Annotated in this window: 25 protein-coding genes, 1 tRNA gene and 1 other RNA gene; 10 read left to right on the top strand and 17 right to left on the bottom strand. The window is 38.9% G+C overall.

Annotated elements, in window-relative coordinates; translation table 11 throughout:
* From hisF to deoD, 11 genes are all read right to left on the bottom strand, one after another.
* The gene (hisF, locus tag DNJ75_RS04605; RefSeq protein WP_117002012.1) at positions 1-774 is read right to left on the bottom strand and encodes an imidazole glycerol phosphate synthase subunit HisF; all 774 of its coding nucleotides are present in this window, start codon (positions 772-774) and stop codon (positions 1-3) included.
* Positions 768-1493: a 1-(5-phosphoribosyl)-5-[(5-phosphoribosylamino)methylideneamino]imidazole-4-carboxamide isomerase gene (gene hisA, locus DNJ75_RS04610; RefSeq protein ID WP_117002013.1), complete on the bottom strand. Its 726-nt coding sequence runs from the start codon at positions 1491-1493 to the stop codon at positions 768-770. The genes hisF and hisA overlap by 7 nt, the downstream gene beginning before the upstream one ends.
* Positions 1490-2266: an imidazole glycerol phosphate synthase subunit HisH gene (gene hisH / locus DNJ75_RS04615; protein WP_117002014.1), complete on the bottom strand. Its 777-nt coding sequence runs from the start codon at positions 2264-2266 to the stop codon at positions 1490-1492. Before hisH ends, hisA begins: the two co-directional genes overlap by 4 nt.
* A complete protein-coding gene (hisB, locus tag DNJ75_RS04620) occupies positions 2263-3333 on the bottom strand; it encodes a bifunctional histidinol-phosphatase/imidazoleglycerol-phosphate dehydratase HisB (RefSeq protein WP_117002015.1) in 1071 nt (356 codons plus the stop codon). Before hisB ends, hisH begins: the two co-directional genes overlap by 4 nt.
* Positions 3320-4405 carry a histidinol-phosphate transaminase gene (hisC, locus tag DNJ75_RS04625; protein ID WP_117002016.1) on the bottom strand — a complete coding sequence of 362 codons (1086 nt, stop codon included), beginning with the start codon at positions 4403-4405 and terminating at the stop codon, positions 3320-3322. Before hisC ends, hisB begins: the two co-directional genes overlap by 14 nt.
* Positions 4390-5721 carry a histidinol dehydrogenase gene (gene hisD, locus DNJ75_RS04630; protein ID WP_117002017.1) on the bottom strand — a complete coding sequence of 444 codons (1332 nt, stop codon included), beginning with the start codon at positions 5719-5721 and terminating at the stop codon, positions 4390-4392. Before hisD ends, hisC begins: the two co-directional genes overlap by 16 nt.
* Before the next feature lie 9 nt (positions 5722-5730).
* Entirely contained in the window at positions 5731-6636 is a 906-nt protein-coding gene (gene hisG, locus DNJ75_RS04635) for an ATP phosphoribosyltransferase (protein ID WP_117002018.1), read from the bottom strand.
* A 291-nt stretch (positions 6637-6927) separates the two neighbouring features.
* Complete coding sequence (locus DNJ75_RS04640; RefSeq protein WP_117002048.1) at positions 6928-7239, bottom strand: YerC/YecD family TrpR-related protein; 312 nt, start codon at positions 7237-7239, stop codon at positions 6928-6930.
* 93 nt (positions 7240-7332) lie between these two features.
* A tRNA-Thr gene (locus DNJ75_RS04645) sits at positions 7333-7408 on the bottom strand.
* A 185-nt stretch (positions 7409-7593) separates the two neighbouring features.
* On the bottom strand, positions 7594-7833 hold the full coding sequence (locus DNJ75_RS04650) for a hypothetical protein (RefSeq protein ID WP_117002019.1): 240 nt from the start codon (positions 7831-7833) through the stop codon (positions 7594-7596).
* A 100-nt stretch (positions 7834-7933) separates the two neighbouring features.
* Positions 7934-8644, bottom strand: a complete 711-nt coding sequence (gene deoD, locus DNJ75_RS04655; protein ID WP_117002020.1) for a purine-nucleoside phosphorylase — start codon at positions 8642-8644, stop codon at positions 7934-7936.
* A gap of 233 nt (positions 8645-8877) precedes the next feature.
* Between deoD and DNJ75_RS04660 the strand changes: the two genes are divergently transcribed.
* The 3 genes from DNJ75_RS04660 to DNJ75_RS04670 all read left to right on the top strand — a co-directional run bounded on the left by DNJ75_RS04660 (position 8878) and on the right by DNJ75_RS04670 (position 11711).
* Positions 8878-9525: a helix-turn-helix domain-containing protein gene (locus tag DNJ75_RS04660; protein WP_117002021.1), complete on the top strand. Its 648-nt coding sequence runs from the start codon at positions 8878-8880 to the stop codon at positions 9523-9525.
* Positions 9518-10474 (top strand): beta-N-acetylhexosaminidase, encoded by a 957-nt coding sequence (gene nagZ / locus DNJ75_RS04665; RefSeq protein ID WP_157968204.1) that lies wholly within the window; start codon positions 9518-9520, stop codon positions 10472-10474. Before DNJ75_RS04660 ends, nagZ begins: the two co-directional genes overlap by 8 nt.
* A gap of 85 nt (positions 10475-10559) precedes the next feature.
* Positions 10560-11711, top strand: coding sequence for a mechanosensitive ion channel family protein (locus DNJ75_RS04670; protein WP_117002023.1), 1152 nt, complete (start codon positions 10560-10562; stop codon positions 11709-11711).
* Positions 11712-11728: 17 nt separating this feature from the next.
* Here the strand turns inward: DNJ75_RS04670 and tmk are convergent, their stop codons facing one another.
* The 4 genes from tmk to DNJ75_RS04690 are packed head-to-tail and all read right to left on the bottom strand — an operon-like array spanning position 11729 to position 14985.
* Entirely contained in the window at positions 11729-12394 is a 666-nt protein-coding gene (gene tmk, locus DNJ75_RS04675; RefSeq protein WP_117002024.1) for a dTMP kinase, read from the bottom strand.
* Between the two features lie 2 nt (positions 12395-12396).
* Positions 12397-13137: a deoxyribose-phosphate aldolase gene (deoC, locus tag DNJ75_RS04680; RefSeq protein WP_117002025.1), complete on the bottom strand. Its 741-nt coding sequence runs from the start codon at positions 13135-13137 to the stop codon at positions 12397-12399.
* Positions 13127-14395 (bottom strand): phosphopentomutase, encoded by a 1269-nt coding sequence (locus DNJ75_RS04685; protein ID WP_117002026.1) that lies wholly within the window; start codon positions 14393-14395, stop codon positions 13127-13129. Before DNJ75_RS04685 ends, deoC begins: the two co-directional genes overlap by 11 nt.
* A 23-nt stretch (positions 14396-14418) precedes the next feature.
* Positions 14419-14985, bottom strand: coding sequence for a UPF0149 family protein (locus DNJ75_RS04690; protein WP_117002027.1), 567 nt, complete (start codon positions 14983-14985; stop codon positions 14419-14421).
* Between the two features lie 108 nt (positions 14986-15093).
* On the opposite strand from DNJ75_RS04690, the gene ssrS reads away from it, so the two are divergent.
* From ssrS to DNJ75_RS04720, 6 genes are all read left to right on the top strand, one after another.
* Positions 15094-15274, top strand: a non-coding RNA gene (gene ssrS, locus DNJ75_RS04695) — 6S RNA.
* Positions 15275-15505: 231 nt separating this feature from the next.
* Positions 15506-16528, top strand: a complete 1023-nt coding sequence (locus tag DNJ75_RS04700; protein WP_117002028.1) for an MBL fold metallo-hydrolase — start codon at positions 15506-15508, stop codon at positions 16526-16528.
* A 65-nt stretch (positions 16529-16593) separates the two neighbouring features.
* Entirely contained in the window at positions 16594-16905 is a 312-nt protein-coding gene (locus tag DNJ75_RS04705; RefSeq protein WP_117002029.1) for a hypothetical protein, read from the top strand.
* Complete coding sequence (locus tag DNJ75_RS04710) at positions 16893-17720, top strand: DUF692 domain-containing protein (protein ID WP_117002030.1); 828 nt, start codon at positions 16893-16895, stop codon at positions 17718-17720. The genes DNJ75_RS04705 and DNJ75_RS04710 overlap by 13 nt, the downstream gene beginning before the upstream one ends.
* A complete protein-coding gene (locus DNJ75_RS04715) occupies positions 17713-18435 on the top strand; it encodes an HvfC/BufC family peptide modification chaperone (RefSeq protein WP_117002031.1) in 723 nt (240 codons plus the stop codon). Before DNJ75_RS04710 ends, DNJ75_RS04715 begins: the two co-directional genes overlap by 8 nt.
* A 3-nt stretch (positions 18436-18438) precedes the next feature.
* On the top strand, positions 18439-19035 hold the full coding sequence (locus DNJ75_RS04720) for an HvfX family Cu-binding RiPP maturation protein (protein ID WP_117002032.1): 597 nt from the start codon (positions 18439-18441) through the stop codon (positions 19033-19035).
* An 11-nt stretch (positions 19036-19046) separates the two neighbouring features.
* Here DNJ75_RS04720 and DNJ75_RS04725 read toward each other — a convergent pair whose 3' ends face one another.
* Positions 19047-19688, bottom strand: a complete 642-nt coding sequence (locus tag DNJ75_RS04725; RefSeq protein ID WP_117002033.1) for a CvpA family protein — start codon at positions 19686-19688, stop codon at positions 19047-19049.
* 150 nt (positions 19689-19838) lie between these two features.
* Here DNJ75_RS04725 and sthA point away from each other — a divergent pair, with 150 nt between their 5' ends.
* Entirely contained in the window at positions 19839-21230 is a 1392-nt protein-coding gene (gene sthA, locus DNJ75_RS04730) for a Si-specific NAD(P)(+) transhydrogenase (protein WP_117002034.1), read from the top strand.
* 2 nt (positions 21231-21232) lie between these two features.
* Here the strand turns inward: sthA and msrA are convergent, their stop codons facing one another.
* On the bottom strand, positions 21233-21811 hold the full coding sequence (gene msrA / locus DNJ75_RS04735) for a peptide-methionine (S)-S-oxide reductase MsrA (protein ID WP_117002035.1): 579 nt from the start codon (positions 21809-21811) through the stop codon (positions 21233-21235).
* Between the last annotated feature and the right edge of the window lie 287 nt (positions 21812-22098).

Consider the following 22098-nt stretch of genomic DNA (forward strand, 5'->3'; position numbering starts at 1 on the left):
TTAATTCGACATTCTAATGGTTTGACCATGTGTTTTGAGATAGGCTTTAAGCTCACGAATTTCAATACTACCACTATGAAAAACGCTTGCTGCAAGTGCGCCTGATACCCGTGTTTTTTGAAATACTTCATTGAAATGCTTCATTTCCCCGGCACCCCCTGATGCGATTACAGGGATATTAACCATGTGTGAAATTGCTGCCAAATGCGCAATATCATAGCCATTTTTAACCCCATCTTGTTGCATGCAGTTCACGACAATCTCACCGGCACCTCGCTTGGCAACTTCCTTTACCCAATCTTTGGTGCTACGTGTGGTTTTTAGCGTTTTTTCAACATCACCTGTATATTGACAGACAACATACTCACCATCCATCTCATTGCTATCAACACCCACAACAACACATTGCTGACCAAAGGCATCGACTAATTCATCAATAAGCTCTGGACGCTCTAACGCAGGCGAATTAATCGATATTTTATCCGCTCCAGCATTCAAAATAATGCGCGCTTGGTCAACACTACGAATGCCACCTGCGACACAAAATGGAATATTAATCGCTTTGGCAATATCTGTTACCCATTTAGGTGACACACCCTGCTTACGCGTGCTTGCAGCAATATCGTAAAAAACCAATTCATCGGCTCCTTGCTCACTATAGTGCTTGGCTAGTGTAACAATATCACCGACAATGCGATGATTCTGAAATTTCACGCCCTTTACTACTTGATCATTTAATACATCCAAGCATGGAATAATGCGTTTTGTTAGCATGCTAGAGCCTCATTTAAGCTAAATTTATTTTCATAAAGCGCGCGTCCGACGATTACATTCTGCACCTTGGTCTTTTTGAGATTGTGCAAATCAGCCAAAGCACCAATACCACCAGATGCTTGAAAGGAAATGTTTGGATATTTAGCTACCAAGTCTTGATAAAGTTGTGTGTTAGCGCCTTGTAACATGCCATCTTTGCTAATGTCGGTACATAGCACATGCTCTAAACCATATACTAGATAATAGTCAATAACATTATATAGACTTTGATCACTGGTATTAACCCAGCCATGTGTTGCAACCATCGGTGTGCCATTAACGATATTAACATCAAGTGCTAATACAATTTTATCTGCACCAAAGCGCTCAATAAAGCGCACCGTTTGGTCATAATCTTTTACAGCAATACTGCCTAATACCACACGATCAACACCAATTGACAATAGGTTATCGATCGTTTCCTCATCCTTAATGCCGCCGCCAACCTGCATGATTGATGTCGTACTATTGCGAATACGGTTGATCACATCAAGCTGCTTGAGTTTACCTTGTTTCGCACCATCCAAATCAACAACATGCAAATAGCTAGCACCACTTTGTTGATAATTCATTGCCATATCTTCAGGTGTAACCGTATATTGGGTAATGGCATTAAAATCACCTTTTTGTAAACGCACACACTGTCCATTGATTAAGTCTATTGCGGGGATAATGTTCATTTGCTCCCCTTGTCTATTTTTCTTACCTTTGGGGCAGAAGTTTCAGCATCTGTTCCCCAAGTGTTTAACCAACGAATTGCTTCTTCTCCTGTAATTCCCAATCCTGTATCATTAAAATCTTTCATTGATTTTAAAGCCTCTTGTATCATTAAATTTTTCAGATTTTTTCTATCCATTGATAAGTTAATAAAATTTTTCAACAGTTGCTCACCCACTTTACCTGATTTCTCTGGATGAAACTGCATACCATAAAAGTTATCTTTATTAACCACCGCACTAAAATGATTAATATAGTCGTTATATGCTACAGTAAACGCTGTAGGCTCAGCATAAAAGCTGTGCACATAATAGACATAATCATCAGGATTAATCCCAGAAAACAAGGCATTGGTATTATGTGCTATATCATCAATCAATAAACGATTCCAGCCCATATGTGGAATCAAGGCATCACTTGATTGAAACCTTTTAACGCTACCGGGGATGATTTTTAAACACTCAACCATGCCTTCTTCTGAGAACTCATGCAGCAACTGCATTCCTAAACAAATGCCTAATATCGGCTGTGTAAGCGTTGGAATCAGTTGATCTAATTGATGTGACTTTAATGCTTCCATAGCCGTTTTAGCATGTCCAACACCTGGCAAGATCACATAATCCGCTGCTTGAATAACTTTATGATCATGCGTTAATACGACACTTTGTCCCAAGCGCTCTAACGCATATTGGATTGAGGCAAAGTTACTGCCACAACAATCAATAATTGCAATCATAGCACCCCCTTGGTACTTGGCATATCTAATGAGGTCTTTGCCACTGCTTGCTTTAAGACTTTACCTAAGGCTTTAAAGGCTGCCTCAATCATATGATGTGTGTTGTGCCCTTTAAGTTTAATATGCAAGGTTGCCTTTAAGCTCTCTGCCAGTGAGTAAAAGAAATGACTAACGAGCTCAACCGATAGATCGCCGACTTTATCACGCTTAAAATCCGCGTCAAATGAACAATAAAACCGTCCACTTAAATCTAAAGCGATCTCAGCACTTGCTTCATCCATGGGTAGCAAGAAACCGTAGCGCTGTATGCCTAATTTATCAGCCAAGGCTTGAGATAATGCTTGCCCCAAAGTAATGGCAATATCCTCAACCGTATGATGATCATCAATATGCAAATCGCCTTGCGCTTGAATATCCATACTAATGCCTGAATGTTTTGCCACTTGCTCAAGCATATGATCTAGAAAATCAATACCACTATGGATATTTATTTTGCCTGCTTGATCCAAGTTGACTGACACGGTGATGTCGGTTTCTTGTGTTTTACGCGTAATCGTTGCCACTCTTGGCGTATAAAGAATATGGTTTTTAATCGTTAACCAATCAGGATATTTCTCATTTGCAATTTGAATGCCCTTAATCCCTAGATTATCCGCCAATTGAAGATCGGTTAACCTGTCGCCTATGACATAACTGTGATCCCGATTGATACGCTGATCACGCAAATAGGACATGAGTAACCCCACTTTTGGCTTGCGACAGTCGCAATAATCGTTATCAAAATGCGGACAAATTAGAATGTCTTCAAAAATAATCCCTTGTGATTTAAGGACTCTCAACATCAACTCATGTGGTGCATTAAAATCATTCTCTGGAAAAGAAGAAGTCCCTAAACCATCTTGATTACTAACCATAACCAGCTTAAATCCCGCCTGTTGTAAAGTAATGAGCGCATCAAATACACCCGGCAAAAAATCAAGCTTATCAATATGATCAATTTGTTTATCTTCTGGCTCGATAATAATTGTGCCATCGCGATCTATAAATAAATATTTATGCTGTTTCATTATTAGCACCGATAGTTCCTGTGTTTATATTTTCTAATACCTTAATAAGCTTATTTACTTCCTCAACAGTCCCTATGCTAATACGCAACATCGTTTCATCATTAAATACCTTTGCCATTGATCTGACGATAATGCCTGACTGACATAGTTGGTTAAATATATCCACTTTAAACTGTACTAATAAAAAGTTGGCTTGTGAGGGATACACTTTATTAACCAAGCTTGATGCTTGCAGATATTGAAATAAACGTGTCCGTTCTCTAACTGCTTCAAACATTTTACTTTTAACTAATGCTAAACGCGCAGTTTGCAATGCAGCTACTGCATTTTGCGCTACTGACAGTGCGATGGGATAAGGTGCAATCACCTTTTTGATCAAACTCACCAAACGAGCATTAGTGATAACGGAGCCAACACGTTCTGCCGCCAAACCATACGCTTTGGATAAGGTTCTAAGAACGACTAAATTATCATATTGCTTAATTAAGCTTGCTGCACTTTGCTCGCCACTAAATTCAATATAGGCCTCATCAACAACAATCATGCTTTTATCTGCTAATGTAAGACATAGCCTTTCAATACCCTCTAGCGAGATTAAGTTTCCGGTTGGATTATTCGGTGAGCAGATAAACACAAGCTTAATATTTGGCTTTTTATTTATCTCTTTTAATAAATCATCAATATCTAGCGTAAATTCATTTGTAAGATCAAGTGCATATTCAAAATACTCCACCCCTTGTAACCGCGCACTCACCTGATACATACCAAAGGTTGGTTTAAACGCCATAATCGCATCTTGTTGATAGGTGCAAAATAATCGAACCAATAAGTCAATGCCCTCATCACTGCCGCGTGTTACCAATATTTCGTCTTGACTAACTTGGTAAAGTGTCGCCAAAGCATGCACCAACTCTTGTGGTTGCGGTTCAGGATAGCGATTAAAGCCTTCATTAGATAAATCATAAGCTAGCTCATTGGCATTAAGCCAAATATTACCTTTAAGATTTAAAGATCGCGCCGAAGAATAGGCATTAAATTCAGCTAAATCTTGACGAATCAACTTCTCAAACATGTCGCCTCCGCTTTATTTTCAAGCGCTTTAAGACGCAGATCAACTGCTAGTTTATGTGCTGTTAAGCCCTCAATATCAGCTAATTGTGCTGCTAAGTCACCAATAGCTAATAATCCTTTCTCATCGACATATTGCACACTCATTGCTTTCATAAAATCAATCGTTGATAAACCGCTAAATGACTTAGCATAACCATACGTTGGCAATACATGATTTGATCCGGTGACATAATCACCTAATGCTTCAGCTGCCCATTTCCCCATAAATACCGCACCGGTATTATGGATTTGATCAATATACTTTTCAGGATCTCCCACCTGCAAAATCAAATGCTCAGGCGCGTAGTTATTAGCAAGTACAAAAGCATCTTCTAAGGTCTTAACCACCAAAATACGACTATGCACTAATGCTTCTTTGATGATGTCGTGACGTGTTAATGTATATAATTGTTGGTTAATAACGGCTATTACCTCATTGGCTAATACATTACTGGTTGTTATAAGTATTGCTTGAGAATCAGCACCATGCTCAGCTTGTGCCAGTAAATCTGCTGCGACAAATTGAGCATTTGCTTGCTTCTCAGCAATCACCAAGACTTCAGAGGGACCCGCTGGCATATCAATTGCAGCTCCATCAATATCATCAGCAACAAGCATTTTAGCTTTGGTTACCCAACTATTACCTGGACCATAGATCTTATTGACTTTAGTGACTGATTCCGTGCCATACGCCATCGCTGCAATCGCTTGAGCACCACCTATTTTATAAATTACATCAACACCACATAAATCAGCGGCGACTAATAATAGTGGATGAATTTTGCCTGCCACATTGACTGGTGTGCAAACATTAACCTTCTTGCATCCAGCTACTTTTGCTGGAATTGCTAGCATAATAAGGGTTGAGATCAATGGTGCACTTCCCCCTGGCACATATAAACCAACGCTCTCAATCGCGCTAAAAACTTTATGACAACAAACACCGTCATTACTATCAACTATGGTATTTTTAGGTTTATTGATTTCATGGTAATTTTGCACTCTAGCAATAATACTTTTAATTAAATCAATATCTTTATTGCTAACTAGCTTATACGCTTCTTTTATTTCAGCTTCTGTTACAGATAAATCATCAAGCACACAGCGATCAAAGCGCGCAGTGTAGTCAAATAGTGCTTGGTCTTTGTTACATTTTACTTCATTAATAATCGCTTCAACTTGTTTATTTAAGTCATTACTATTAACTTGTGGCGCACGCTTAAGAAGAGATTGCCAAGCAGGTTTATCATCGATATTGACTTGATAGGTTCTAATCATCTTTCATTCTCACGCTAACATTTTTTCAATTGGCAACACTAAAATCGCACTGGCACCTGCCTGCTTTAAACGTTCCAACGTATTCCAAAATACACCTTCCGTCGTCACAATATGCACGGCCACCTTATCCTCAACCCCTGCGATAGGGATAATCGTCTGCCCTTCGTGACCTGGCAGAATATCATTGATGGCATTAAGTGATGACTTAGGCGCATGAAACATCACATATTTACTTTCTTTGGCTTGCATCACCCCATTCATTCGATCGATCAAACGCTGATAGAATACTTCAAGCTCTGGTGCAAGTGTATGGCTATTACGAATCAATAATGCCTGTGACTGCATTATTTCAACGACTTCTTTGAGATTATTCTCCTCCAATGTGCGCCCCGTTGACACCAAATCACATATCGCATCAGCCATACCAAGGTTTGGTGCGATCTCCACTGAACCTGAAATATTTAAAATCGATAAATCCAAATTATTTTGACGTGAAAATTCCATTAATAGCTCAGGATATGAGGTCGCAACTTTCATTGCTTTTAAGCTATTGATATCGTTATATGCTTTGCTATTGGCAATAGCAATTGATAAACGACAAGCCCCAAAGCCAAGCGCTTTATCTATCGTGATATTATTGCTTTGCTTTTTCTCATTTAATGTCAAACAAAACTCATCCAACACATTCTGCCCAATAATACCAACATCGCAAAAGCCATCATTAACTAAAGTAGGGATATCGTCATCACGCACAAATAAAAAATCAACCGGCACATCAATTGCATGACAATAAAGTCCACTTTTTGACAATTGCACTTTAATGCCGATTTTCTCAAACAGCGCCATTGACTCTGTGTTTAGTCGCCCTTTTTTCTGTACTGCAATGCGTAATCGCTTATTTTGCCCACTACTCATTTAATTTACCTTTTATTTTAATTTTTCTCTTTTTCAATAGTCATAATGACCAGTTTCTACCTAAAAAAGTGCTCACGTACCCTGAGCATCAATCAAAGGGTTTATATACTCACGTACCCTGAGCGTAAGTCGAAGGGTACATATGCTCACGTACCCTGAGCATATACCGAAGTGGGTAGGAACAGAAACAACCCATATATAAAGGCTTCGACTAACGCTCAGCCAACATGAACACACATAAGGCTTCGACTGACGCTCAGCCAACACTGACACGCATATGGTCTACCTCTTTTACTTACTTTTCTCTTTTGCACTCTCTACTTTGTCATACATCAAATTATACCCACCAGCGCCATGTGTGATACAACGCGCAATTCTTGCCACTGTGGTCACACTTACACCGGTTTCAGCATAAATCTGTCGATAAGATTTATCATTTTTGATCTCCTGAACCGCGCGCCAACGATCTGCCATCGCTGAAATCTCCGCAGGCGTGCATAAATCCTCGAAAAGTTTCGCAACCTCCTCACTACTTTCTAGCAATGATAATGCATGAAAAAGTGCATCAATATCAGATTGCTCGGCTTGTTTAATATTCACCATAAAAATACCATTCACACTTCATAATGTATTAATACGTTATAACATAATCCTTAACAGTAAGATGCTCAAGAAGTTTTTGCAGAAAAATCAAAATGGTGCCGACAAGCAGAATCGAACTGCTGACCTATTGGTTACGAATCAATTGCTCTACCAACTGAGCTATGTCGGCATAATGAATAATGGCTATAACCATATTCCATCCCACTTTGATTGTCCAAACGTTGGCTGAGCGTGAGTCGAAGCCTTTATGAAATGTGATTTCCCAAGCTTACCCTTCGACTTACGCTCAGGGTACGGTGAGTACTTGTAAGTGAACACTCAGCCTTAGCTTGAATAATAAACAATGAATAAAAATTACTGGTTATTTTTCTCAACTTTATTAAGTACAATCCCGACCACTATGAAGATTGCACCAATAATTAAACTTGCACAACCCAACATGCCAGTTATAACGGATTCACTTAAATCGTAAAGACTATGCGCCGGAGGAAACCAACTAAACGCACCAATAATCAGCACAATGCTTAAGATAACTAATATAATTCCGATGACTAGACAGCCAACAATGGAACCTGACTGTTTGCAACATTTCATCACTATTCTCCTTGTTTTCATATATGCGAACCTGCACGAGTAAGAATAGTTGGTTTTTTAGAAAATGCGAGAAAGAAAATTTATGTGTAAATAACTGAAATTAGGCACTTGCCAAAGCAATTTCAATCATTTTGGTAAATGAATTTTGGCGCTCTTGACTACTTGTTACTTCCTTTGTCACTAATGAATCAGAAACCGTCAAAAGACAAGCTGCTTTTTTACCATAAGCTTTGGCATTAGCAAAAATTGCGACAGTTTCCATTTCCACGGCTTTACAACCATGTTCACTATGAATCTTGATATAATCATCAAAGTTTTTGCGGTAAAACACATCGGTACAGTGCACTTTTGCCTGTGTCACAGGCAAGCTCAAACTATCTGCCGTTTTTGCAATATGTGCCGTTAAATTCGCATCAGGGGTTGCTACTCTTGTTTTTTCACCGGTCACAATCTCGATATAATCCGACTCGCAATAGCTTTCGGTAACTAATAGCACATCATATACCTTGATCTCAGGCACATAAGAGCCACACGAACCAATACGAATAATCTGATCAACATCATAATTATTAAATAATTCTGCCGTATATATTCCTGCACTTGGAATGCCCATGCCATGCGCCATAATCGTTAATTTTTTGCCCTTATAAGTTCCCGTAAAGCCAAGCATATTACGCACACTATTGACTTGCTTAATATCCTTAAGATACGTCTCAGCAATCAGCTTAGCGCGCAATGGGTCTCCTGGCATAATGACGGTCTTAGCAAAGTCACCTTTGTTTTTTGCTTCAATATGAGGTGTTGGAATCATTTCTTACCCTTTTTATTTTTGTTTTCAATTGATCAAATTTTTCAAGTCGCCAGTGTACTGTTTTTATTACAAATGAACAAATGATAAGAGCATACAAATTAAGTCATAAATCAAATGAAAAGTCACTCAAGTAACGCTACCTCAGATACAAAGCGGTGCAATAAATACTGTAAAATGCATTGCTGTGCGTATATACTTTAGCGCAGTCGCAATAAATCTAGCATTAATTACCAATGAATAGTTTCCAGCAGCAACTTAAGCATTTACGTGAACAACAACAATTAACCGTCGATGGTGTCGCAAGCAAAATGAGCTTCACCGCACAAACCATTCAAATGCTAGAAGATACAGATGATCTATTCTCACTAGAGTTACCGACGCAATCGCTTAAAAACTATTATCGTAAATATGGCGAGTGCCTTGGTATGCCTGAGCGCAAAATTGTGAGCATGTTAAATAAAATTGATTATTTGGATTATAAACGCTCACGCAAAGGCAAAATGAAACCCTTTGATTATCTTAATCGCTTAGTCATTTTGATTTTGATTGCTCTACTGGCTCATACGGTTTACACACTTTATCAGCAGCAAAAAGCCAATGCGCTAAAGCAAAGTGTCGTTACTTTAAGTGCGCCAGTTGTCTCTCAATCGACTGAACAAGAAAGACAAGCAATCTCATCTTCGATGAACGATCAAACAAGTAATGCTACTGCAACACCAAACGCAGCAACATCTAACACAACTACTAATAGTGTAATGACATCTAATACTACAGGCGCGTCAGCAGCCGTAAATACTGACACAGCTAATACTGTAGCACCGACGACATTGCAACAAAATGACGTTACACAACAGCAATCTGCTGAGCAACAAAATGCATAGTAACTCAATCACGGCTCGTTTTATTATTGGTGTTGAGTCGACTGAATTAAGCACTCACGACATCAACCGTTTACAAAACAAACATGTGATTGGCGTGATTTTATTTAGTCGCAATTTCATAAATTCTAAGCAGCTAAAGCAATTAACCGCAGCCATTAAATCATGCCGCCATGATCTTGTTATTTGTGTTGATCAAGAAGGTGGACGCGTTCAGCGCTTTAAAAGCGATCAGTTCACACCACTACCCTCACTCTATGAAATTGCACAAGCAAATGATAAAACACAACTTAAACAACATGTTGCCACACTTGCCAATGAGTTGAAACATCATGGTATTGACTTTAGCTTCACCCCCGTGGTTGACTTATATTCAAAAGACAGTCGCGTGATTAACACACGCGCTTTTGCTGAGAATGCAGATGAAGTCATACATTATACCAGACAGTATATTGACACTATGCATCAATATAGCTTACCGAGCGTTTTAAAACACTTCCCAGGGCATGGCAGTTTAGCTGCTGACTCTCATACTGAAAGCGTTATTGATCATCGAATCTTAAGTGACATTGAACAAACCGATTTACTGCCATTTATCACGCTTATTAATGAACATAAAGCCGATAGCATTATGGTTGCTCATCTATCTTATCCACAAATAGACACTGAGATTGCTTCACAATCGAAGTTTTGGCTTACGACTTATCTTCGCCAAAAGACTGGCTTCAAGGGTATCATCTTTAGCGATGACTTTGGCATGGCTGCAGCAACACAGACTGCTAAGCATCCACTAGAGAATTGTCAGAGGTTCTTTGATGCTGGAGGAGATATCGCTTTGTTATGCAATGAGTTTACTGTTATGGATGAAATACTCGATGTTTTTAATAATGATAGTTATTGCGATGACAACAGCTTCAATAACCGCTGGCAGCACTTTCAGCAGGCTTTTTAACATTTATTATTAAAGCACTCGCTACCTTGAACTTCTTATGATTTTCCCTAGAATAATGATCATTGCAAAATATTATTAACAACTTATGGATCCTATTACACAATATTTAGATCTTAGTAAAAATTATGCTGAATATGTTCATGCTGCGATTGTGATTGTCGCTATTTTACTAATCAATGTAGTTATTCGCATTGTACTTGCCATCTTTGATAAGAGTCTTGCCAAAAAGTCGCCGTATTTACGTATATTTTATCAAGCGGTTAATCGTCCCATTCGTTATATCACATGGATCATAGGATTATGGATTATTTTAACGCAACTGATTGACTGGCAAGGCAAACAAGTTCAAGCCATGCTAAATATTGCCAACATGGCAGTCAAGGTTTTAGTTGTCCTTTGCGTTGCCTGGATTTTAATGCGCTTTGCCCGCGGCATGCGTAAATTGTTTATTGAAAAAAACACACGTACTGATGGTGGCTACAATGACTTTAGCATGATTGAAACGGTTTATAAGGCTTCTCAAGCAATCATTATCATTTTACTGTTTTTCAGCATTCTCGGTGCGCTTGATATCCCGATTGTCGCCTTAGCCGGTATGGCTACTGTGGTCACAGGTTTTTTTGCAATTACGCAACAAGAACTTATTAAGAATCTCTTTGGTGGTACCGTTCTTTATCTTGATCGACCTTTTGCCGTAGGCGATTGGATTTACACAGTTGGCGGCGGGATAGAAGGAACCGTTGAGAAGATAAGCTTTCGCCTTACGATTATTCGTGGCTTTGATAAGCGCCCTATTTACGTACCCAATGCAACTTTTCTAACCACGGCTGTTGTCAATGCGTCACGCATGACAAATCGCCGGATTTTGCAATATATTGGTGTGCGTTATCAGGACTTCACCAAGGTACATCAGATCTTGCAAGACGCTCGCGACATGCTAAAAAAACACCCTGCCATCGATCAAAAGTGTACAAACTTGGTTTGCATCGTCAATGGTAACACCAATATGGGCACAAATATTGAGGGTGTTTTTGGTTCATACTCGATTAATTTTATGATTTATACCTTTACCAAAACCACCAATTGGGTTAAGTTCCAAGCGCTTCAAGATGAAATCATGCTAAAAATTGGCGAGATCATTGAAAAAAATGGCGCACAAATTGCTTTCCCAACAACCACTTTGGATATTCCTGAAGGCGCATTACATCAAGTTACTGCTGCTAGCAGTAAAGCATAGCCATTAATTGTTTGAAGCTACTTAATGAATTTTAAAAATACTTCGGTTAACTGTGCTTGAACTTGTTCAATGGTATTATTAGCATTAATCAAAACACTTGTTTGCGGATTTTCTTTAACAAGCTTTAAAAATATCTCACGCGCACGATTAAAAAACTCGATTTTTTCCCGTTCAATACGATCAAGCGCATTTCTTGATCTCGCACGCTGAAGTCCAAGCTCAGGGTCAATATCCAAGTAAATCGTTAAATCTGGGCGAAAAGATGATAGCAACAAATCATTTAACTGTTTTACCTTATCAAACCCAATCTCTCTACCACCTCCTTGATAAGCCAAGCTTGACCAGTTAAAGCGATCACTCACTACCCATTTACCACTATTAAGTGTCGGTTTTATCAACCTTTCAACATGCTGCATACGTGTTGCGTACATAAGAAGCAGCTCAGCTTCAGGACACAGCGCTTCTTCCTCATATGGCGTAATCAGAAGCTTACGTATCTTTTCAGCTAGAAAAGTACCACCTGGCTCACGCGTAAAAACGGACTCAATTTTTTTTTGTGCTAATATTTCACGAATAAACTCAATAGCAGTACTTTTACCCGCTCCTTCTAAGCCTTCAATGACAATAAACTGTGCTCTTTCATTACTTTGTTTATTTTGATTATTCTGTCTATTTTCTTTCATCTCTAATAACTGCTTGTGCTTGGCTCAAGGTTTAATAATTTATCTAATAAACCGCTAACACCAAAGCGAAAATGCTGTTTATTGATATAATGGTCACCACATATTGAACGCGCCAATTGAATATACTCAAGCGCTTCAGTATAACTTCTAATACCACCTGATGCTTTAAAGCCAACTGCACGATCTGATAAGGCAATTTCCTGCAGAATAATCTTAGCCGCTTCTAGCGTTGCACCAATGGCTGTTTTACCTGTTGAGGTTTTAATAAAGTCTGCTTGGGCATTAATCATATCGCGACTGATGATCTGGATAAGCTCAGGTGATAATTCACCAGACTCTATAATCACCTTTAACCTACGATCATGGCATAGCTCTTTTGCCGCTTTTACCATATTTATCGCATCTAGCGATGAACCATTTTCAAGATACTCCGTATAGGGAATGACTAGATCAATTTCATCAGCACCGAGTTTAATCGCATTTTTAACTTCCATGACGACAGAATCAAGAGATGCCTTACCTTCAGGGAAATTAACCACCGTTGCAATCGCAATATCTGAATGCACTTTAGATTTAATATATGAAATAAACTCTGGATAAACACAAACTGCAGCGACTGTACCTAGATGATTAACACTCTTTTGTAATAATTGATCCATACTCGCCTGAGTGTCTGATTTATTCAGTGATGTCAGATCAATAAGAGAAACCATTTCTGCTAATTGGTTGTGATCAATCGACATGTGCCATATCCGTTGATTTAAAAATCGACTGCCCAAAGCTTAAGGGTGCTACTCCCATATAATCGGCAATACTCTGACCAATATCAGCAAAACTCATGCGCTCGCCGATGCATTCAGTCGTGATATTGTTGCTCCACACCAAAAAAGGAATATGCTCACGCGTGTGATCTGTTCCCTGCCAGCTTGGGTCACAACCATGATCAGCAGCAATAATAACTATCGTGTCATCATCTAGTAGTTGATCAAGCTCGGGCAGGCGTGAGTCAAAATACTCCAATGCTTTGGCATAGCCCTCAATATCACGGCGATGACCAAAACTTGAGTCAAAATCGACAAAGTTTGTAAAAATAAGCGAATTAGGCTCAGCACTTTGATAAGTTGATAGTGTTACATCGAACAATTCTGTCAGCCCTGTGGCTTTAATACTTTGTGTGATTCCTTGATTAGCATAAATATCGGCAATCTTACCAATTGAAATTACTTCACTACCGGCTTCTTTTAATTTATCAAGCAAGGTAGCCTCAGGCGGCAACACCGAATAATCTTTGCGATTTCCAGTGCGCGCATACTCATTTGCTGATTCACCAATAAAGGGACGTGCGATCACGCGACCCACCACTAATCCCATTTCATCCAGAAGCTCACGTGCAATCTTACATATCTTAAGTAGGCGCTCTAAACCAAAATACTCCTCATGCGCTGCAACCTGAAACACGCTATCTGCTGAGGTATAAATAATTGGCTTTTCCGTCAAACAATGCTCAACACCATGAGTCTTAAGCACTTCAGTACCTGACGCATGACCGGCATCAATCACACCTTGAATTAACTCACTGCGCTTTAGCCATTCATCAATAAATGCTTTAGGAAATACCGATGCATCTTCATCACCCTCATGGTGACTTTGTGTAAAATAATGCCAATCAAACATCACGGGCACGCCTGCAATCTCCCAGTGCCCACTGGGTGTATCTTTGCCTTTGCTATTTTCAACACAATAACCATATTTGGCTTCAACAACAGGCTCTTCTTCAGATAAGTCAACCGTAAGCTTACGCGCACGACTTAACTCTGCGGCTTTTTGTAAACCACGTTTGGCAAGATTTGGTAAATCTAACGATCTTTTATACTGCGCACGATAATCAACAATATGCCCCAAGGTATCAGCACCTTGATCACCAAATAGTTTGGCATCTTTAGCTTCGCCAATACCAAAAGAATCCATTAATAATATAATTACTTTCTTATTATTTAACACGAGTGTTTTTCCTCAAGATATATTTATGAATACAAGCGTTTAAGCCCAAACTCGCTATGGATCAGAAGTACCGCGACCTTCGTATATTCAACTAACTCCATATAGGCTCTTTCTTCATCTTCCTGACCTGTGACTTCATCATCATATTGCAAGCGCGACATATCGATTAAATCAGCGATCGCCTCTTGAACCTCCACAGAGCCTTTGGTGTAATCGATCTCCATCAAGCCCAATCCTGATAAAAAGCCTTGGCACCACATTGCTAGCGCGTCAATCCGCATATAAAATTTCTCTTCATCATCAGGCAGCAACAAATCAAAATGCATATCCTGCGCCAAAAACTGGGCTTTTGTGACCTGATACATTTCAGCTAATACTTTTAATGCGCCTTGTGCGACGACATCACCTGCCTCGATGGGTTCAGCCATCAGCGAGTCCATCCACGCTTCAATACGCACTTCAGCACCCCCTGTAAAAAGCGCACACAACAAGGCATGTGCCTCAGAAGCTTCAGATAAAGCATTGATTTTACGAAGTGCTGCAGTCACCTCCTGATAATCAGGTAAAACTTGTTTTTCCGTTATTTGCATAAGTGTTTATATCATTATAATCAAGATGCCTCTATCGTATCATTTTTTTTACAACAAATCACTTGCACTTAGTAACATATGCTTCTATGATTTCAAGTGTAAGTTTAGTGTTGCCTGTGCTGTTAGCCAGTCCTTACATTCTTGAGCCGATGTATTTATATCGGGAGCGTAGATACTTGTTTTAGCGTGCATGCTCAGCCTGACTGAGAAGCCCAACGAACAGCAAACGCACCCACTTGGTTCTTGAGGGTTCAAGAGCCATGTAAGCAGCGGCAGATATGGGCGGCACTATAAAGTTTCCTTTCTCTTTTTCCATTTTTCCCCAATGCTGAATCATTAGCAATGATCTTCACTTACTGTCAAATACATTAATTATTTTTATTCATTCAATCACAAAAGATTAATTTTAGTAATTGAAAAGCCGATATATGATTTCATTCTGTAACAAAGGCACACACTCATCACACTACAACTTTATGATGAGTGTAAAAACCAATAAATATAAGTTGGAGACTTTCATATGCGCTATAAACCTTGGTTCTTTTCTAAAAAATTTCGCCAGTCAAACAATCAAAACTCGATAAAAGCACATCGCCTCATCACTAAATCAATCGGATTATCTGTACTCTTTAGCTTATCTTTTTGCTCTTTGAGCTACGGTACAAACTCTACAGCAACATGTACTAACAACCGATTGAGCCTACAGCTTTTGGGCTCAGGCGGTCCGATAAGTGATGACAAACGCGCTTCATCCGGTGAAATTATCTGGATCAATGGCAAATCTCGGATATTAATTGATGCAGGTGGCGGAACTTATTTACGTTTTGGTCAATCTGGCGCCAAACTCGAAGATCTAGACTTTATTGGCATTACGCATTTTCACACTGATCATGTTGCTGATCTTCCAGCAATTTTAAAAGGCGCTGAGTTTTTTAAGCGTGAACGCCCAATTGCAATTGCAGGACCCAAAGGAAACGCCCGCTTTCCAAGTCTAACGCATTATCTGAATAATTTATTTAATGCTAAAGATGGTGCTTATGCTTATCTTTCTAACCTGCTGACACCAAATAACAAAGATGGTGTTTTAACGCTCTCACCAATAATAAATGTCGACTATCAAAGTCCTCAAAAAACCAAGGTGTTTTCTAATGCAGAATATACCATATGGGCGTTAGGCATCCCACATGGCAATGTTCCTGCACTTGCTTATCGCGTTGAATCAAACTATGGCAACATTGTCATCTCAGCCGATCAAAATGGTAGTAACGATGCATTTATCGATTTTGCCAAAGGTGCCGATGTTCTTGTTATGCCTTTAGCAATAGATGAAAATGCAGATAAAATTTCAAGTTTTGTCCATGCCAAACCATCTGTTGTCGGGCAAATTGCTAACAAAGTTAACCCTAAAATGCTGGTACTTAATCATTTTATGGGTAAAGGTTTACTCTACAAAAATGAATCGATTGAGATCGTTAAAAAATACTATACAGGTCCAACCGTTATCGCACGCGATCTAAGCTCTATACCGCTACTCAAAAACTAGAACCATGCGTTAATCTACACAGAAAAGATACTCACCATAAGAAACTATTTATAAGGAAAAACAACATGAACAACACAATTACTTTATCTATCGCAATAACATCATTGCTTGGCTTATCCATAAGTAATACCGTAAATGCAAGCACTTCAACAACGACTCAGACAAGCGCTGTTACCGCTGATACAGGTGGTAAATGCGCAGCAGGCAAATGCGGCACTGTAAAGCGATATGCAGAGGCTGAAATCACACAAAACCCACAAGAAAAGCTCGTCTATGCACGTGATGGCAAATGTGGAGTCACCGGCTATGGATTAAACCCTGATGATGAAGTAGTGAAAGCACAGACTAGATCAGTAGGTGGACGATGCGGTCAATAGCACAGAGCGATTACGGCATTGGTCTACGCCATGAGCATCTACAAACGCTTGCTGATGAACCTGTGCATGAGCTGATTGACTTTCTTGAGCTCGCCCCTGAGAACTGGATTAACATGGGTGGATCATATCACCATTTGTTAGAAAAAATTGCCGATAAATATCCTCTTGTAGCACATGGTCTTAGTTTATCCATTGGTAGTGCAGTAAAGCTTAATACGTCATTTCTTAAAGAAATTAAATCGTTTTTAGATCAATATAATATTACTGTATATAGCGAACACTTGAGTTTCTCACAGGATAATACGGGCTATCTTTATGAGCTCTTGCCAATCCCTCGTTACAAAGAAGCGTTAAGCTACTTAGCCAACAGGATTGATCAAGTTCAAACAATTATTAAGCGTCCTTTAGTGCTTGAGAATGTTTCATACTATCATAGCTATCCTGATCAAATGCCTGAGCATGAATTTATTCAAGAGCTCATTAAATTAAGTGGCTGCCAACTACTACTTGATATCAACAATGTTTATGTCAATAGCGTTAATCATAACTACAATGCGCTTGATTTTATCAAACACATGCCAAGCAAAGCGATCAGTTATTATCACCTTGCTGGTCATTTACAAGAGCATGGTGATTTTCTACTTGACACACATGGTACAGAAGTTACGTCAGAAGTATTAGCCCTCACACAAGAAACAATTAAACTCCATGGAAATAAGCCAATACTACTAGAGCGTGATAATAATGTACCTCCATTAAACCAACTCTGTGATGAGCTGTTAAAGATAAAACAAGAGGTTCATCACTATGCCTAACTATATTCAGCACCCACTTAAACCTGCACCATCAAATTTTGTGATGGTTATTGATAAACTATGCGCCAAGATTCGGGTCAAGCAAAATGACATAACAAGCAACAGTCACACTCTTTACCGCAGCTTTATTTTAGGGAATATCAACTCTGTCATCGCAGTTTCTTTTCCTTTATTTCATAAAATTATTTGTTCTGAGCAACTTAGCTTGCTTGTTGACGATTTTCTAATGCATCACCATGCAACCGAGCCACAATTCCATCATATTGCCACTGAGTTTTTACGCTTTGCGCAATTACACCGCGATCTGCCCAAAATACTACTGTCATTGCTTGAGTATGAGTGGTTACTGTTTTCAACCGAAAGCAATCCTCTCATTCTGCATAATCAAAGCCAAATTACTGTCACTAAAAAAAATAGCAAAATAAGCATCAATCCCACGCTTCAATATATTTGCATGCCCTTTGAGCTTAAGGACTATCACGATTATTGCCCAATTGACTCAGGACAATTTATTTATGGTGTTTTTCGCAACCTCAATGGTCATGTCATTACCAAACACTTATCTCATGATGAAGCAAATTTACTCAAAACCATTGATGCTATTAACAATCCATCATTTACAGACTTATTTAAAATAAACAACGGGGCAATTAACTCAAACGCCCTAACATCATTAATAGAAATTCATCTAGTTCATATTAAACACGAGGAGTAAATTATGATACGCAACACAATAACATGGATAAATTCGACACTATATAAAGCAAAATCTTTTGACTTTATTGCACTTCTTGCCATCAGGCTTTTCCTACTACCTGTCATTTATGAGGGTGCTCACTCAAAAGTCACGAACTTTAGTAAAACAGTTGCTTGGTTTGGCGCACCTACAGCTGAAGGCGGCTTAAACTTACCATTTCCAGATCTATTGGCATTTCTTGCAACCTCAACAGAAGTCTTTGGTTTAATTTGTATAGCACTTGGGTTATTTACACGTTTTATCACCATTCCCTTAACCATACTCATGTGCGTTGCGAGCCTTATGGTGCATTTACCTCAGGGCTGGTTAGCCATTGCTAGCAACAATATGGAGTCAGCAATGCGACTTGGTGATTTCCTAAGCTGGTTATCTATAAATTTCCCTGGTAGATATAACTACATTACTGAGCTTGGTGACCCTGTTATCCTTAACAATGGTATCGAGTTTGCCGCTACTTACTTTATTATGCTTCTAGTGCTCCTTTGCTATGGCGGAGGGCGCTATGTGAGTGCTGACTACTGGTTAAGTAAAGCTTTTAATCGTAAAAAGACAAAATAACATTCATCATATTAACCAATAGCATCTAACTCAGCTTTTGATTTATGGAACTCCTGCTCTTGATAATCATTTGAGTTATTCTGATCAGAATTATTATTTTTTCCTTTTCTATCATCACTATTTTTATCATTTGGATTATATTTGTAGATGCTATTGTTATGTATTTTTTGATGGACATCCTCTGGTAATTTATGATCAACCCAAACCGCGCCTTTAACCAGCCATGGTACCAGCAATGAGTCCTGCCAAGCTTTCTGCTCAGTGAGCGCCTTATTATAACTAAGCACACCAACAATTAAGCTAACCACAAGCGTTGATTTAACAATGCCAAATAAAAAGCCCAATAAGCGATCCGTAACCGTCTGATTATCTTTGCGAAAAACACCAAAAATAATATGCACAATACCACCTAAGATCCAAACGATCACGACAATGGCAAAAAACGACATCCAAAATGCCACTTCAGGTGAGTTAAACCATTTTGCAGCAAAATTCATATCAAGAGAGTCTGCAAAGAAATACGCCGACACCGCAGCAATCAACCAAGTAAGCAATGAGATTAACCCACGCACAAAACCTTGCGAAAAACCAATAATCGCAAAGCCAAACACGATAATAATAAAAATCCAATCAAGCCAATTTAGCAGTGACATTATTTTTCCTTATAAGCCTAAAACAGCTTTTATTGTAGCGTGCTTTTGATACTTGGCAATCATTGCGCTGAAACAATGCTTAAAAAGTTCCACACGGCGATATTCCATATGCTACAATTTGCAGCAAATTTCCAGAAAGGCGTAAATACCATGCAATTTGATTCTTTTGACTCTTTTGACTACGATGTCATTGTCATCGGCAGTGGACCTGGTGGTGAGGGTGCAGCGATTAAAGCAGCAAAATCAGGTCTTAAAGTGGCGATTGTTGAATCCGAACTTATCGGCGGCAACTGTACACATCAAGGCACAATCCCAAGCAAAGCACTACGACATGCGGTATCTCACTTTTCTTTTCATGCAAAATACCATGACTATAGCTACCCTCAGATGCTGGAAAATGCATCACGTGTCATCAATGCCCAAACTGAACTAAAAACAGGGTTTTACAAACGTAATAATGTGGATATGTTGCATGGTTTTGCACGATTTATAGACCCGCATACCATTTGTATTTGCTCAACAGACGAAGAAGAACAGACCAAAGAGCAGTTCAAAGCAAAATATTTTGTCATTGCCACTGGTTCAAGACCTTATCACCCCAAAGATATTGATTTTAATCATCCGCGTATTTTGGACAGCGATAGCATTTTACACCTTAATGACAACCCCAAAACTATCTCTATTTATGGTGCAGGTGTTATTGGCTGCGAATATGCCTCTATTTTTCGCACGTTAAAAATCCGTGTCAATTTGATTAATAACCGCGAACGACTATTATCTTTTCTTGATAATGAAATTATTGATGCCTTAAGTTACCACTTTCGCGAGCAAGGTATTCGCACCCATCACAACGAGCATTATGACAGCATTGATGCCAATGATAACGAGGTAATTCTAAAATTAAAGTCAAATAAAATCATCAAATCAGATTACCTATTATTTGCTCAAGGACGCACAGGAAACACCGATCAACTAGAGCTAAATGCGATTGATATTGAGGCGAATATTCGCGGTTCTATCGAGGTTAATCAAAACTATCAAACCCTTAAGCATCCTCATATTTATGCCGTTGGCGATGTCGTTGGTTACCCATCACTTGCTTCTGCTGCCTTTGACCAAGGGCGCTTTGCTGCAACGCATATTGCCGAAGGCAAGTGCACCAATCATTTAATCAAGGATATTCCAACGGGAATTTATACCTTGCCTGAGATCAGCTCCGTTGGTAAAACTGAGCAAGAACTCACCGAAGAAAAAATTCCTTACGAGGTGGGACACGCGTTTTTTAAGGATCTTGCGCGCGCGCAAATCTCAGGTAAAACTGCGGGCATGCTTAAGCTGATTTTTCATCGTGAGACACTACAGTTATTAGGGATTCACTGCTTTGGTAGTCAAGCTTCTGAGATTATTCACATCGGACAGGCGATCATGTCACAAAAAGGCAAAGCCAATACATTAATGTATTTTATCAATACAACATTTAACTACCCGACCATGGCGGAAGCTTATCGTGTCGCCGCTCTAAATGGATTAAACAGGTTGTAAACTTATTGCCAAACTTCCTTTAAGCGCGCATCACGACCACATTGCCAACGATAAAATCCATAACTAATGGGATTTTTTAAATAGTATTTTTGGTGATATTCTTCTGCAGGAGTAAACATAGTACTTGGACGCAACTGCGTATATATCGGTTTATTTAAATAATTTTTCATGTTATCAACCACTGCTTGAGCCGCTGCCTTTTGTCCATCATTTTCGTATAAAATAGCGCTTTGATATTGTTCTCCCAAATCACAAAATTGTCCATTTTTAACGGTGGGATCAATATGCTTAAAGAAATAATTTAAAAACTGCGCATATCCCAAAACATCATCCTCATACCAGACTTTAACGACTTCCAGATGGTCTGTTTTTCCTTGGGATACCTGCTTATAGTTTGGATACAAAGTCGTACCACCATCATAGCCAACTTCAGTTTTCACTACACCTTTAAGCTTATCAAAATCAGCTTGCACACACCAAAAACAGCCTCCTGCGACAATCGCCGTACTCATCTTGGCATAACCCAACTGGACTAAAAACACGCACCCTAGCACGCTTAAAAATTTTATATTTTTCAACATTTTATCACTCCGAATTAATCCTTCAGATGCTTAAGGTATAGATCACAAAGAGGACAAACTCAATTAAGGGGAAATTACATAAAATACTAAAAGCATAAACGATCTGTTTTTTACTATTTTTTATCTGCCCGATACAATAATTATGAATATTACATCACTTTTTAAGCAGTTATGCTGTAAACAACATGGAAAGTCCGAAATATTTTAAATATAATTACGCACAATATGACTATGTGTTATTTAGTTTAAGCTATTATTCACAATAGTCTGGGAGATTTTTAACCAAA

The organism is Cysteiniphilum litorale, from assembly GCF_003428165.1.
Classification (GTDB): Bacteria; Pseudomonadota; Gammaproteobacteria; order Francisellales; family Francisellaceae; genus Caedibacter; species Caedibacter litoralis.